The organism is Jezberella sp. (assembly GCF_964834465.1).
Map to the genome: position 1 here is coordinate 58,889 of NZ_CBAZRM010000016.1, position 12,295 is coordinate 71,183.

15 protein-coding genes and 1 other RNA gene are annotated in these 12,295 nt (G+C 52.1%); 7 read left to right on the forward strand and 9 right to left on the reverse strand.

Annotation, left to right across the window (positions count from 1 at the left end; genetic code table 11):
* Nucleotides 1–28: 28 nt before the first annotated feature.
* From tolR to AC1W8Y_RS13065, 4 genes are read right to left on the reverse strand one after another with little or no spacing between them, the layout of a single operon-like run.
* Complete coding sequence (gene tolR, locus AC1W8Y_RS13050; RefSeq protein ID WP_482014925.1) at nucleotides 29–493, reverse strand: protein TolR; 465 nt, start codon at nucleotides 491–493, stop codon at nucleotides 29–31.
* Nucleotides 493–1,173, reverse strand: coding sequence for a protein TolQ (tolQ, locus tag AC1W8Y_RS13055; protein ID WP_482014926.1), 681 nt, complete (start codon nucleotides 1,171–1,173; stop codon nucleotides 493–495). The genes tolR and tolQ overlap by 1 nt, the downstream gene beginning before the upstream one ends.
* 3 nt (nucleotides 1,174–1,176) lie before the next feature.
* Complete coding sequence (ybgC, locus tag AC1W8Y_RS13060) at nucleotides 1,177–1,605, reverse strand: tol-pal system-associated acyl-CoA thioesterase (protein ID WP_482014927.1); 429 nt, start codon at nucleotides 1,603–1,605, stop codon at nucleotides 1,177–1,179.
* Nucleotides 1,606–1,630: 25 nt separating this feature from the next.
* Nucleotides 1,631–3,364, reverse strand: coding sequence for a proline--tRNA ligase (locus AC1W8Y_RS13065; protein ID WP_482014928.1), 1,734 nt, complete (start codon nucleotides 3,362–3,364; stop codon nucleotides 1,631–1,633).
* Between the two features lie 117 nt (nucleotides 3,365–3,481).
* Between AC1W8Y_RS13065 and AC1W8Y_RS13070 the strand changes: the two genes are divergently transcribed.
* On the forward strand, nucleotides 3,482–4,009 hold the full coding sequence (locus AC1W8Y_RS13070; protein ID WP_482014929.1) for an RNA pyrophosphohydrolase: 528 nt from the start codon (nucleotides 3,482–3,484) through the stop codon (nucleotides 4,007–4,009).
* Between the two features lie 43 nt (nucleotides 4,010–4,052).
* Here the strand turns inward: AC1W8Y_RS13070 and AC1W8Y_RS13075 are convergent, their stop codons facing one another.
* From AC1W8Y_RS13075 to AC1W8Y_RS13085, 3 genes are read right to left on the reverse strand one after another with little or no spacing between them, the layout of a single operon-like run.
* Entirely contained in the window at nucleotides 4,053–4,955 is a 903-nt protein-coding gene (locus tag AC1W8Y_RS13075) for an NAD(P)-dependent oxidoreductase (RefSeq protein WP_482014930.1), read from the reverse strand.
* Between the two features lie 3 nt (nucleotides 4,956–4,958).
* Complete coding sequence (locus AC1W8Y_RS13080; protein WP_482014931.1) at nucleotides 4,959–6,461, reverse strand: tripartite tricarboxylate transporter permease; 1,503 nt, start codon at nucleotides 6,459–6,461, stop codon at nucleotides 4,959–4,961.
* A gap of 13 nt (nucleotides 6,462–6,474) precedes the next feature.
* Nucleotides 6,475–6,939, reverse strand: a complete 465-nt coding sequence (locus AC1W8Y_RS13085; protein ID WP_482014932.1) for a tripartite tricarboxylate transporter TctB family protein — start codon at nucleotides 6,937–6,939, stop codon at nucleotides 6,475–6,477.
* Nucleotides 6,940–7,139: 200 nt separating this feature from the next.
* Here AC1W8Y_RS13085 and AC1W8Y_RS13090 point away from each other — a divergent pair, with 200 nt between their 5' ends.
* From AC1W8Y_RS13090 to ssrS, 3 genes are all read left to right on the forward strand, one after another.
* The gene (locus AC1W8Y_RS13090) at nucleotides 7,140–7,601 is read left to right on the forward strand and encodes a hypothetical protein (protein WP_482014933.1); all 462 of its coding nucleotides are present in this window, start codon (nucleotides 7,140–7,142) and stop codon (nucleotides 7,599–7,601) included.
* On the forward strand, nucleotides 7,601–7,909 hold the full coding sequence (locus tag AC1W8Y_RS13095) for a cell division protein ZapA (protein ID WP_482014934.1): 309 nt from the start codon (nucleotides 7,601–7,603) through the stop codon (nucleotides 7,907–7,909). The genes AC1W8Y_RS13090 and AC1W8Y_RS13095 overlap by 1 nt, the downstream gene beginning before the upstream one ends.
* Before the next feature lie 10 nt (nucleotides 7,910–7,919).
* A non-coding RNA gene (ssrS, locus tag AC1W8Y_RS13100) (6S RNA) lies at nucleotides 7,920–8,103 on the forward strand.
* Nucleotides 8,104–8,192: 89 nt separating this feature from the next.
* Here the strand turns inward: ssrS and lgt are convergent.
* Entirely contained in the window at nucleotides 8,193–8,981 is a 789-nt protein-coding gene (lgt, locus tag AC1W8Y_RS13105) for a prolipoprotein diacylglyceryl transferase (RefSeq protein WP_482014935.1), read from the reverse strand.
* Between the two features lie 123 nt (nucleotides 8,982–9,104).
* On the opposite strand from lgt, the gene ilvD reads away from it, so the two are divergent.
* The 3 genes from ilvD to msrA are packed head-to-tail and all read left to right on the forward strand — an operon-like array spanning nucleotide 9,105 to nucleotide 11,787.
* Nucleotides 9,105–10,790: a dihydroxy-acid dehydratase gene (gene ilvD / locus AC1W8Y_RS13110; RefSeq protein WP_482014936.1), complete on the forward strand. Its 1,686-nt coding sequence runs from the start codon at nucleotides 9,105–9,107 to the stop codon at nucleotides 10,788–10,790.
* Nucleotides 10,774–11,208, forward strand: coding sequence for a c-type cytochrome (locus tag AC1W8Y_RS13115; RefSeq protein WP_482014937.1), 435 nt, complete (start codon nucleotides 10,774–10,776; stop codon nucleotides 11,206–11,208). The genes ilvD and AC1W8Y_RS13115 overlap by 17 nt, the downstream gene beginning before the upstream one ends.
* A gap of 30 nt (nucleotides 11,209–11,238) precedes the next feature.
* Nucleotides 11,239–11,787: a peptide-methionine (S)-S-oxide reductase MsrA gene (msrA, locus tag AC1W8Y_RS13120; protein WP_482014938.1), complete on the forward strand. Its 549-nt coding sequence runs from the start codon at nucleotides 11,239–11,241 to the stop codon at nucleotides 11,785–11,787.
* 294 nt (nucleotides 11,788–12,081) lie between these two features.
* Here the strand turns inward: msrA and AC1W8Y_RS13125 are convergent.
* Nucleotides 12,082–12,295, reverse strand: a 214-nt coding sequence (locus AC1W8Y_RS13125; protein ID WP_482014939.1) for a hypothetical protein, incomplete at its 5' end; no start/stop codon positions are given.

Genomic DNA, 12,295 nt, shown 5'->3' on the forward strand with positions numbered 1-12,295 from the left:
ACATTCGCGGTAATTGGGTGACACGCGATCATCGTTTAGGCGGTTTGGCAGGCTTCGTGTCAGACTTGCCTTTTTGATCCACGAGCAGCCCAAGTTTCGTAATGCCGTTTGACCTTAAGTCGTCCATGACCTTCATCACGGTGTCGTAGGATACTTTTCCGTCAGCGGCGATGACGACTGATTGATCTGGCTTGAGCTGCGCCAACAGTGTGCTGGCCAGCTCGCTTCTCTCAACGGATTGACTGACTGCCCCTGCCTCACGCTTGCGCCACTTGATGGCGCCCTTATCATCGATTTCAATCTCGATGGGCGTTGAAGGGATATTGGCGGCCTGCCCGACTGAAGGCAGCTCAATCACGCCAGGCGTGATGAGCGGTGCAGTCACCATAAAAATCACGAGCAAGACTAACATCACGTCGATATAAGGCACGACGTTGATTTCGTTTTTTAGTTTGCGGCCACCGCGGCCGTAATTGGATCTGACTGAGGACATTAGCGAACCTGCCGCTGAAGTACGTTGAGAAACTCGTCAACAAAGGTCTCAAAACGAATCGACAAGCGATCAATGTCATGGGTATAGCGGTTGTATGCCACGACGGCCGGGATCGCCGCGAATAGGCCAATCGCCGTGGCAATCAAAGCCTCTGCGATCCCTGGGGCGACTGAGGCAAGTGTTGCTTGTTGCACGTTAGCCAGGCCGACGAAGGCATGCATAATGCCCCAGACGGTGCCCAGCAAGCCGATGTAGGGGCTCACCGAACCAGCAGACGCCAGAAAATTTAAGTGTGAATCCAGATCATCCATTTCCCGTTGATAAGCCGCGCGCATGGCTCGGCGCGCACCGTCTAAGGTGACGTTCGTATCGGCTGTTGGGCTGGTACGGCGAACTTTCTGAAATTCGATGGTGCCGGCTTCAAAGATTCTGGCTAAGGCTCCTTGTGCACCTTCCGCATTTGAGACAGATTTGGCAAGCCGCACAAGATCATCACTGCTCCAAAACTCATTCTCGAACCGCTTTGTCTGTTTCAGCGCTGTTTGAATGGCTGAACGCTTCGAGAAAATAAAAGTCCATGACAGCACAGAAATCACCACTAGCAACAGCATGATGAGCTGCACCGGAATGCTCGCGTTCATGACGAGCGTGATCATTGACATGTCTGAGGTTGGTTGCATGGATTAATCCTGAGTAATTGCCTGAAGTTTCTGACTAACGAGCTGCGGCAGTGCAGCAGGTCGCATATTAACGGTATCTACACAACAGATTTGGATTGCACTTTGTACGAGCAGTTCCGTTTCTAAAAAAATTTTCTGTGTAAAGTTGATCGATGCGCGCCCTAATCGAGCAATTTTGGTCTCTACACGCAGTAAATTGTCCAAACGGGCCGGCTTGTTGTACTTAATATCCAGTTCTGTGACCATGAAGCATCTTTGCAGATCTCTGGCCATATCGAATTGATCTACGCCAAGCGCTCTGAGCCATTCAGTACGAGCGCGTTCCATGAACTTCAGGTAATTCGCATAGAAAACCACGCCGCCCGCATCCGTGTCTTCGTAATAGACGCGAATGTTAATCGAGTGGGTTCGAGCGCTGTGGGCTAGGGTCATGAGGGATTGCTGGCAGCGAAATTGCTTAGTACTGGTTCAAGGCGTCAATGATCTGTTCGACGCAAGTCTGAACCGGGATTTTAGTGGCATCTTGTTGCTTGCGCGAAAGCAATTCGACAATGCCTTCTCCCAGTCCCCGGTCACCAATGGTGACTCGGATAGGCACCCCGATGAGTTCCCATTCGGCAAACATGATGCCTGGTCGTAGATCTCTGTCATCCAGAATGACATCAACCCCACGCTGCTTGAGCGCGTCGTACAGCGTTTGCGCTTGCGCGCGCACCGCTTCGCTTTTACCCCAACCCAGCCCACAGACTACAACTTCGAACGGGGCAATGGCTTTGGGCCAGATAATGCCTTTGTCATCATGGTTTTGCTCAATGGCAGCGCCCACAATGCGTGTCACGCCAATCCCATAGCAACCCATCTCCATCAATGCAGGACGGCCGCCCTCATCGAGAAATGTTGCTTTCAACGCCTCTGAATACTTGGTGCCGAGATAAAACACATGACCTACTTCAATACCGCGTTGGATGGCGAGCGCACCTTTGCCCGAGGGCGCAGGGTCGCCTTCAACCACATTGCGGATATCGGTCACTATCTCAGGTACCGGCAAGTCTCGTACCCAGTTCACCCCGGTTAAGTGAGCGTCTTCGCGATTGGCACCGCACACAAAGTCGTGCATATTCGCCACGGTGAGATCGGCGATGACTCGCACAGGTTTTACCGTATTAACTGGGCCCAGGTAGCCCGGTTTGCAACCAAAGTGATCGACGATTTCATCGTCAGTTGCCATCCTGAACCCCTCTTTTAAGCCTGCGATCTTGCCGACTTTGATCTCGTTCATTTCGTGGTCGCCACGAAGCAAGAGCAGCCAAATAACAGGTGGTTTGCCAGGGGACTCAGTCGCGACCACAATGGATTTGATGGTGCAAGACAACGGCACTTGCAATAACTCGGCAACGGCACTGCACTTGGCTGCGCCAGGTGTCGCGACGGCTGTCATTGACTGGGTCGGGGCTGCCCGTTGAGCGAGCAAATTGGGCGCCGCGGCGAGTTCGATGTTCGCAGCAAAATCGCTGGCTGGATCGTAAACGATCAAATCCTCGCCAATATCAGCAATCACTTGAAATTCATGGCTTTGCGAACCACCGATTGAACCCGTGTCGGCGGATACGGCTCTGAACGTGAGACCCAAGCGATTGAAAATCTTCATGTACGCGTCAAACATGGTTTGATAGCTTTTTTGCGCCCCGGCCACGTCACGATCAAACGAGTAGGCATCCTTCATGGTGAACTCGCGCCCACGCATGACGCCGAATCTAGGACGTCTTTCATCTCTGAATTTGGTTTGGATATGGTAGAAGTTGACCGGCAGCTGACGCCAGCTTTGAATTTCATTGCGAGCGATGTCAGTGATGACTTCTTCTGAGGTTGGTTGCAAGACGAAATCGCGGCCGTGCCTGTCTTTGATTCTCAGCAGTTCGGGGCCGTATTGCTCCCAGCGACCAGATTCCATCCACAGTTCTGCAGGTTGGACAACCGGCATCAGCAGCTCGAGTGCACCGGCTGCATCCATTTCTTGTCTGACAATGTTTTCGACTTTACGGATGACGCGTAACCCGAGAGGCATGTAGTTATAGATGCCGCCTGCCAGTTTACGGATCATGCCCGAGCGCATCATCAATCGATGGCTGGCAATCTCGGCGTCATTAGGGGCTTCTTTAAGGGTGGTGATGTGAAAGGCGGATGCGCGCATGAGTTAGCTAGTCAAAAGAAGAGGATGCAAAAAATGAAGGTGCAAAAAATGAAGATGCAAAAAGTCGACGGATACGTATAATCAGGTGCAATTGTATTGAATTCGCAGGGACTAGCCATGCTTGATCGCGAGGGCTACCGTTCAAATGTGGGCATTATCCTCGTCAACCAAAAAAACGAGGTCTTCTGGGGCAAGCGGATCAGGGAACATGCGTGGCAGTTTCCGCAGGGTGGCATCAAATACGGCGAAAGCCCGGTGCAGGCCATGTTTCGCGAACTTCACGAAGAAGTCGGGTTGATGCCAGATCATGTCCGCATTTTGGGCCGTACGAGGGATTGGTTGCGTTACGACGTGCCGGATGCTTATATCCGACGCGAATCGCGAGGCCATTACAAAGGGCAGAAGCAGATTTGGTTTCTGCTGCGTATGCTTGGGCGCGACACCGATGTTTGCCTTCGAGCAACGCAATCGCCCGAGTTCGATGCGTGGCGATGGTGCGATTATTGGATCCCCTTAGACACCGTGATTGAATTTAAAAGAGAGGTGTACTCTCTCGCATTAAATGAATTGTCAGGTTTGATTTTCAAGAAACCTAACGAAGACCGACCTCTGGCCGATGCTTCGCAGGTGTGTCGGGCTCCCTGAGTTGATTCAAGTGGTTGACTGGCTTGACGCCAATCAACCTCGCTCACTTCAGCCGTTTGATGAGGCTAGAGGTATCCCAGCGCGAACCACCCATCTGTTGAACGTCTGCATAAAACTGGTCGACCAGTGCAGTGACGGGTACTCTGGCACCATTGCGGCGTGACTCGTCTAAAACCAGACTAAGGTCTTTACGCATCCAATCCACTGCAAAACCAAAGTCGAACTTGTCGTCAACCATCGTATGACCACGGTTCTCCATTTGCCAGCTTTGGGCCGCCCCTTTGCTGATGACATCCAAGACGAGCTTCATATCCAAGCCGGCTGCTTGTCCAAAGGCGATGCCTTCTGACAGACCCTGCACGAGACCAGCAATACAGATTTGATTAACCATCTTAGCCAATTGACCAGCACCACTTTCACCGACCAAGGTCACTGCGCGTGCAAAAACGGCCATCACATCCTTCACGGCTGCGAAGTCAGCCGCGTCAGCACCGCACATCACGGTGAGCATGCCGTTAACCGCACCTGCCTGACCGCCTGAGACGGGTGCGTCGATGAACTTCAGTGATTTCGATTTAGCGAGCGCATTGAGCTCTCGGGCAACCGAGGCCGAGGCTGTGGTGTGATCGATAAATGTAGCGCCGGGTGCCATGCCGGCAAACGCGCCATTTTCACCCAGCACAATGCTTCGAAGATCATCATCATTGCCGACGCAAGCCAAGACGATTTGCGCCCCCGTCGCTGCCTCACGCGGGGTAGGGGCCCATTGCCCACCGAACTCGGCAACCCAGGCTTGCGCCTTTTGCACGCTACGGTTGTAGACGGTCACATGATGGCCGGCTTTAGCTAAATGGCCTGCCATGGGCAACCCCATGACGCCTAGGCCAATAAACGCAACCTTAACAGGTTGAGTCGACTCATAACTTCTGGCGTTGATACTGGACATGAATTAATCCTCTACGAAAGTTTCTTCGCGCTTCTTGCGAATCGAAGGTGAGGCCACGATCAAGACGAGGATGAATGCGGCCGCTAACAGCGAGGCAGACAAGGGGCGCTCAAGGAAGGTGAAGTAGTTACCGCGCGATAACAATAAGGCACGTCGGAAGTTTTCTTCCATCATGGGGCCGAGCACGAGACCTAACAGCAAAGGTGCACCTTCGCACTTGAGCTTACTCCACACGTATCCAACGATGCCAAAGCAGGCAGTCGTAAAAATATCGAAGGCGTTGTAGTTGAGCGAATACACCCCAATGGTACAAAACACCAGAATCGCCGGGAAAAGAATGCGATAAGGCACTTTGAGTAACTTGACCCAGATACCGATCAGCGGCAGATTCAGCACCACCAGCATCAGGTTACCGATCCACATCGAGGCAATCAGACCCCAGAATAAATCTGGATGGCTCGCCATCACCTGTGGACCTGGCTGGATGTTATGAATCGTCATTGCACCCACCATCAACGCCATCACGGCGTTACCGGGGATACCCAAGGTCAGCAACGGAATAAACGAGGTTTGTGCACCCGCGTTGTTCGCGGCCTCTGGGCCAGCGACACCAGCGGGATGGCCTTTGCCAAACCGCTCAGGGTGCTTAGAGATTTTTTTCTCAAGCGTGTAGGAGGCAAACGAAGACAGAACAGCACCACCGCCCGGCAAGATCCCCAGCAAAGAGCCCAAGGCCGTGCCACGCACCGCTGCAGGCCAAGCTTCTTTGAATTCTTGCTTGTTCGGATAAAGTGAACCCACCGCAACGGCGACATCGCCTTGTTTGCCACTGTCCTCAAGATTGCTCATGATCTCAGCAAAACCAAAGACACCCATCGCAACGATCGCGAAATCGATACCGTCTTGAAGCTCAGGGACACCAAAGTCGAAGCGAGCGACGCCCGAGTTAACGTCGGTGCCAACCATGCCCAGCAAGAGCCCAAGCAAAATCATGCAAATCGCCTTGATCAGCGACCCAGAGGCCAAGACCACTGCGCCCACCAAGCCCAGCACCATCAGTGAAAAGTATTCGGCGGGGCCAAATTTGAACGCAATCTCAGCAAGTGGCGCGGCGAAAGCGGCTAGCAACATGGTGGCGACTGTGCCGGCGAAAAATGATGCCAGAGCGGCGATCGACAAAGCGGCCCCCGCTCGACCATTTTTTGCCATGGCATGCCCATCGAGGGTAGTCACCACGGATGAGGTTTCACCTGGCAGATTCACGAGAATCGCAGTTGTCGAGCCCCCATATTGTGCGCCGTAATAAATGCCAGCAAGCATGATCAAGCCGGCAATTGGGGGCAGCACGTAGGTGATTGGCAACAACATTGCGATCGTTGGCACTGGGCCCAGACCTGGCAGCACACCCACCAAGGTGCCGAGCAGGCACCCCAGAAAGGCGTAGAAGAGATTCTCGGGCGTGACTGCAACGCCAAAGCCGATATACAGATTGTGTAGTAATTCCATTTGCATAGACCTCTTAATTCAAACCGAGAAAGGCGGGCCAGATGGGGAAAATCAACCCAAGGCCCTTCACGAAAGACAGCCAGCAAAGGATGACCAGAAAGATTGCGTTCGCAAACGACACCTTCCAGCTATGTTCATGGCTTGCCAAGCTGCTGATGATGACCAGCAGAAACAAAGAGATGATTAAGCCCAAAGGCTTAAGGCACAAGCCAAAAACAACCACCGAGCCGATGATGATTGCGAGGATTCGAAAGCTAAAGCTCGCCACTTCTGTTTTTTCGGCTTTGGGCCGCAACGAAGTCAGCAAGATAACCCCACCCAAAATAGCCATCAGAATGCCTAGCCAAAAGGGAAAGTAGCCAGGTCCCATGCGGGCAGCGGTGCCCATGGAGTAGGTGGTAGCTTTAAGCGCAAATGCCGTACCTAAGGTGACGAACATTACGCCGGACCAAAAGTCCTGCTTATTTTTTAGCTGCATGGTTTGACGCTCCTAGACTGCGCTGCTAATTTCTAATCAAAATCGATCACAGAGAATGTGCTTTCCTCGCATCTCAATTGGACGCGTGTAAAAAAGCTCACAAGTCCAGCATGGTAATGGAGTAATGGGGTAATGCAAACACTGTTTAGTGATCAAGCTGGTGGGGTTTTCCCTACAGTTGTTCATATAATGACCACTAGATGACAGAGAGCGAACCTGTCGGCGCATTTTTCTTTTACGATACGGATATGTTAGAAGACCTTGATCACCTCGCCACCCGAATATCCCAGCTTGCTAAACACGCCAAGGCGCTTGAAGCCGAGCGGGCGTCGCTTCAGGCGAAACTCGTTGCCGCAGAACGCGAGAGAGACAATCTCGCGGCTAAGCTGATCGGGCAAGGGCGCGAAGCCAGCGATTTGACCTCTAAAGTGGCGGCTTACGAAAGCGAACTTGAAGGATTGCGAGCACAATCTCATGCGAAGCACGCGGCTCTGCAGGGTTCGCTGGATTTGTTCAAGCAGCAACATACCAATATGCAGGCACAGTTAGAGATTCGCACCCATGAGGTTTCGCAGTTGCGGCAGGCGACAGAGTTGGCGCGCGATAGAATCGAATTAGTGCTTGATCGTTTGCCTGGTGTGATGCTTGAGGGGGCTGAGTAATGGAACGCGTTGATGTATCAATCTTAGGACGCGATTACTCGTTAGCCTGCGAGCCACAAGAAAAAGCAGATTTGGTCTCTGCCACGCAGCATGTGGCGCAATTGGCTGGGCGTATTCAAGGGACTGGCAAAATCTCAGGTAACGAGAGGATTGCTGTGATGGTCGCTATCCAGCTCGCTAGCGAATTATTGACACTGAAATTAGCGGATGGCGCGACGGAAGGATCGGGCGGCATCGCAGTGGGTGAATTTAAGCGTAAAATAGATTACATCAACGGATTAATCGACGGCGCCTTGGTAAAAACTTAGCGCCAACCTTTTGTCCCTGCTGTGTTCGCGAATAGACCATATATTCTCTTACCCATGCTTATGGCATACCGCGTTGCCGAATTTCTTGATGGGTGTGCACATCTCTCGTTAGATGCGCTCAAAGTCAGGTCTGAGGTGACCACCTTGAACCAACGGTTCGAGATGCCGGTCTGGACGGCACGAGCGGGGCATTTATTGAAAGAGTCTGACCAGTTTTATACTGGATCAGGCTCTTTTTTTTTAAACGCTCTGCTGTTGTAGAGCGTTTTATCGTCCGCGAGGCCTATCCTTTGGCCTCTCTGCGTCCGCAAATCGTAAACATGGCAATGCCCCCCAAAACCATTGGGATAGACAACCACTGGCCCATCGTAAACCCCGCTGCCAGAAAACCGAGAAAATCGTCGGGTTCACGAGCAAATTCACCGATAAATCTGAAACAACCGTAGCCAATCAAAAACATTGAGCTGACTTGCCCCGTAGGCCTTGGTCGATGAGAAAACCACCAAAGCAAACCAAATAAGCACAAGCCTTCAAGCCCTAATTCGTATAGCTGGGAGGGGTGTCGCGGTTGGCCATCGCCACTGCCCGGGAACACCATGGCCCAAGCAACATCCGTCTTGCGACCCCAGAGTTCACCATTGATAAAGTTGCCGAGTCGACCGGCAGCTAGCGCGAGGGGAATCAGCGGCGCCACAAAATCGCTCACCTCCATCCATCGATAGTGCTTCAAGCGAGCGAACAACAGAATGACGGTAATGACACCGAGTAACCCCCCGTGAAAGGACATCCCACCTTGCCAGAGAAAAAATATCTCGCTAGGGTGATTGAAGTAATAAACGGGTTTGTAAAACAAAACATAACCAAGACGTCCGCCGAGCACGACGCCCAAGACCGAGTAAAAAATGATGTCTTCCAGATCTTTGGCCGTCAATTTCGTCTTGCCAGCTTTGATCCGCCGGTTGCCCAGCACCCAAGCTGAAGCGAAACCAAACAAATACATCAAGCCGTACCAGTGAACTGCCAGCGGGCCGATTTGTACAGCAATGGGGTCAATACGGGGAAATGGAAGCATCAAATACCCTTCTCTAAAAGATGTTCCATAATAACCCTCTGCACCATCTTAAACTGTAGGCTCGGTGTAACCTATACGACTGGTTTCACCCTTTATTGGCCGCTCATTTACGGATAATTAATCATGGCAAATAACGAACGTTCTAAACACGTCACCGAAGGTGTGACCCGCGCCCCGAATCGATCTATGTATTACGGGATGGGCTATAAAGAGAGTGACTTTGCCAACCCCATGATTGGCGTGGCCAACGGCCACTCAACCATTACGCCTTGCAATAGCGGTCTGCAGCCTTTGGCCGATGCTGCAATTAAAGCGATTCGCGAATCGAACGCGAATCCTCAGGTATTTGGCACGCCAACGATTTCGGATGGCATGTCGATGGGTACTGAGGGGATGAAATATTCACTGGTGTCGCGCGAAGTAATCGCGGATTGCGTTGAAACTTGTGTGCAAGGCCAATGGATGGATGGTGTTGTGGTAATCGGTGGTTGCGACAAAAACATGCCCGGCGGCATGCTTGCCTTGGCTCGCATGAACGTGCCAGGGATTTATGTCTATGGCGGCACCATCAAACCTGGCTCTTACAAGGGCAAAGACCTGAACATCGTGTCTGTGTTCGAAGCCGTGGGTGAATACACGATGGGACGGATGAGCACAGAAGACTTTAAAGGGATTGAGCAAAATGCAATTCCCGGGACTGGTTCTTGTGGTGGCATGTATTCAGCGAACACCATGAGCTCAGCCTTCGAAGCCATGGGCATGGCCATGCCTTACTCGAGCACGATCGCGAACGAAGACGGTGAGGCGATTGAAAACGCGGCAGCCGCGGCCAGAACGGTCGTCGCAGCGGTCCGTAACAATCTTCGCCCACGCGACATCATTACCCGTAAATCGATCGAAAACGCGGTCGCCGTCATCATGGCGACAGGTGGATCGACCAATGCCGTCTTGCATTTTCTGGCGATTGCCCATGCCGCGGACGTGCCCTGGACGATCGATGATTTTGAAACCGTGCGCAAACGTGTGCCCGTCCTGTGCGACCTGAAACCTTCGGGCAAGCATTTGATCGTGGATTTTCATCGTGTCGGCGGTATCCCTCAAGTCATGAAGATGTTGTTGAATGCGGGCTTGTTGCATGGGGATTGCATCACGATTACCGGCAAGACCCTTGCTGAGAACTTGAAGGATGTCCCGGATCAACCGCCTGCTGGGCAGAGCATTATTCATCCGATAGACCGCCCCATGTATGCGCAGGGCCATCTGGCGATCTTGAAAGGTAATTTGTCCCCAGAGGGTTGTGTTGCCAAAATTACTGGATTGAAAAACCCCGTCATGACTGGGCCAGCCCGTGTTTTCGACTCTGAGGACGACGCCATGGCAGCGATCATGGATCGCAAGATTACTCATGGCGATGTGGTCGTGATTCGTTACGAAGGCCCGCAAGGTGGTCCGGGAATGCGAGAAATGCTTGCACCAACTGCCGCATTGATTGGTCAGGGTTTGGGTGAGTCAGTCGGCTTGATTACGGATGGCCGTTTTTCGGGCGGTACGTGGGGGATGGTGGTGGGTCACGTATCCCCTGAGGCTTTTGTCGGTGGCTTGATTGGTTTGATCGAAGAGGGTGACTCAGTCACGATCGATTCAAAACAACTGTTGCTTCAACTGAACGTGGCTGACGCAGAGATCGAACGCCGCCGCGCCGCTTGGAAGCCACGCAAACCTCGCTATACCCGCGGTGTGTTGGCCAAGTTTGGGGCGCTCGCCAGCACGGCAAGTCGCGGCGCCGTTACCGATGCGTTTGAACGTTAAAGCCCTTGCGATGACCCCTTCGTGGGGCGTCGCGACGACGATCGCCGTCTGCGTCGGTTTGGTGTCGACCGGGCCGATTTTGGCGCAAGGGGTGGCAGAGATGCACGGCGCGGCTCAAGGTGCCGACAAGGCAGTTGCCCATGCAGAACGTAGCTCAGTTGCCGAGGGCGCATCCTTGGCGAAGAGCAAAAACTGTTTGGGTTGCCACCAGATAGACGCAAAACGAGTTGGCCCAGGATTTGTTGCAGTCGCCAAGCGCTATTCATCCATCGATGCACCCATTGATTATCTGGCTGGCTCAATTCGGCAGGGGGGGGGCGGGCGTTGGGGGGCAGTGCCCATGCCTGCGCAGTCCCAAGTCAGCTTGTCTGACGCGAAGCAAATAGCAGTCTGGATACTGTCGTTGTCGAAGCAGTAACAAATCACAACCTTTTCAAGAGATTTACTCATGAATTCGATTCAACAATTAAATGATGTTGCTGTGTTTGGCGGTGGTTGCTTTTGGTGCACTGAAGCGGTGTTCAGCGCGCTCGAAGGCGTGCACTCCGTCAAATCAGGATATTGCGGCGGAACCGTCACTCATCCTACTTATGAGCAGGTCTGCACAAAAACGACGGGTCATATCGAGGTCATCGAGATTAAATACGATCCGCAGGTGATTTCCTATCTATCCTTGTTGGAAGTGTTTTTTGCGACGCATAATCCGACAACACCCGGCCAACAGGGTAATGATGTTGGGCCACAGTACCAATCAGCTATCTTTGTGCGTAGTGAACAAGAGCGCCAACAGGCACAGCAGGCGATCACGGTTGTTGATGCTTCGGGCAAGTACCCTGCTAAGGTTTGTACAGAGGTGCGAGATGCCGCAATCTTCTGGCCTGCTGAAGAGATGCATGACAATTATTTTGCGCTGCATCCTAAGCAGGGCTACTGCGAGTTTGTGATTGCCCCCAAGGTGGCTAAATTCAAGCAACAATTTGCTGAGAAACTGAAGTAGTACCCAATATTTCACCTGACGGTCATCAAATATTCATATTCTTTGCCTCTTTTGCGACTTCGATTTGACAGGACAAAAAAATCCGTTCATAATCTCGTTTCTCTGCTGTTGAAAAACAAGCAGGGCGCAACGAAAGTCAAGTTGCAAATCGAGCTGTTAAAGACGTTTTGCCAGATGTTCGAAGCGAGATAAGCGAAGATTAGCGAAGTATGTTAATATTCTGTTCATCAAAACAGCGCAGTAAATGCGATGTTTTAGTAGTAAAAAAGTACCGAATACCATGTTCTTTAAAAACTAGACAACCGATAAGTGTGGGCGCTTGGAATGAGTGCGCAGGCGAATGATCTGTAACAGGGTCGCTAGCTGCTTAAACGAAATCAAGTGCTCACAAAGAAGTTTGGAAGTAAATTTATTTAAGTTCGTCAAGGGCTTAGATAGACAAACAACCTCACTTCCTTTGAGCAGCGACGTATAACCGGCCTGAGCGATCAGGTCATGGAAATACGAT

Bases quoted from the DNA above. Each gene is read 5' to 3' on its own strand.
- tolR (WP_482014925.1), bottom strand. From the start codon at position 493: ATGTCCTCAGTCAGATCCAATTACGGCCGCGGTGGCCGCAAACTAAAA.
- tolQ (WP_482014926.1), bottom strand. From the start codon at position 1,173: ATGCAACCAACCTCAGACATGTCAATGATCACGCTCGTCATGAACGCG.
- ybgC (WP_482014927.1), bottom strand. From the start codon at position 1,605: ATGACCCTAGCCCACAGCGCTCGAACCCACTCGATTAACATTCGCGTC.
- AC1W8Y_RS13065 (WP_482014928.1), bottom strand. From the start codon at position 3,364: ATGCGCGCATCCGCCTTTCACATCACCACCCTTAAAGAAGCCCCTAAT.
- AC1W8Y_RS13070 (WP_482014929.1), top strand. From the start codon at position 3,482: ATGCTTGATCGCGAGGGCTACCGTTCAAATGTGGGCATTATCCTCGTC.
- AC1W8Y_RS13075 (WP_482014930.1), bottom strand. From the start codon at position 4,955: ATGTCCAGTATCAACGCCAGAAGTTATGAGTCGACTCAACCTGTTAAG.
- AC1W8Y_RS13080 (WP_482014931.1), bottom strand. From the start codon at position 6,461: ATGGAATTACTACACAATCTGTATATCGGCTTTGGCGTTGCAGTCACG.
- AC1W8Y_RS13085 (WP_482014932.1), bottom strand. From the start codon at position 6,939: ATGCAGCTAAAAAATAAGCAGGACTTTTGGTCCGGCGTAATGTTCGTC.
- AC1W8Y_RS13090 (WP_482014933.1), top strand. From the start codon at position 7,140: ATGACAGAGAGCGAACCTGTCGGCGCATTTTTCTTTTACGATACGGAT.
- AC1W8Y_RS13095 (WP_482014934.1), top strand. From the start codon at position 7,601: ATGGAACGCGTTGATGTATCAATCTTAGGACGCGATTACTCGTTAGCC.
- lgt (WP_482014935.1), bottom strand. From the start codon at position 8,981: ATGCTTCCATTTCCCCGTATTGACCCCATTGCTGTACAAATCGGCCCG.
- ilvD (WP_482014936.1), top strand. From the start codon at position 9,105: ATGGCAAATAACGAACGTTCTAAACACGTCACCGAAGGTGTGACCCGC.
- AC1W8Y_RS13115 (WP_482014937.1), top strand. From the start codon at position 10,774: ATGCGTTTGAACGTTAAAGCCCTTGCGATGACCCCTTCGTGGGGCGTC.
- msrA (WP_482014938.1), top strand. From the start codon at position 11,239: ATGAATTCGATTCAACAATTAAATGATGTTGCTGTGTTTGGCGGTGGT.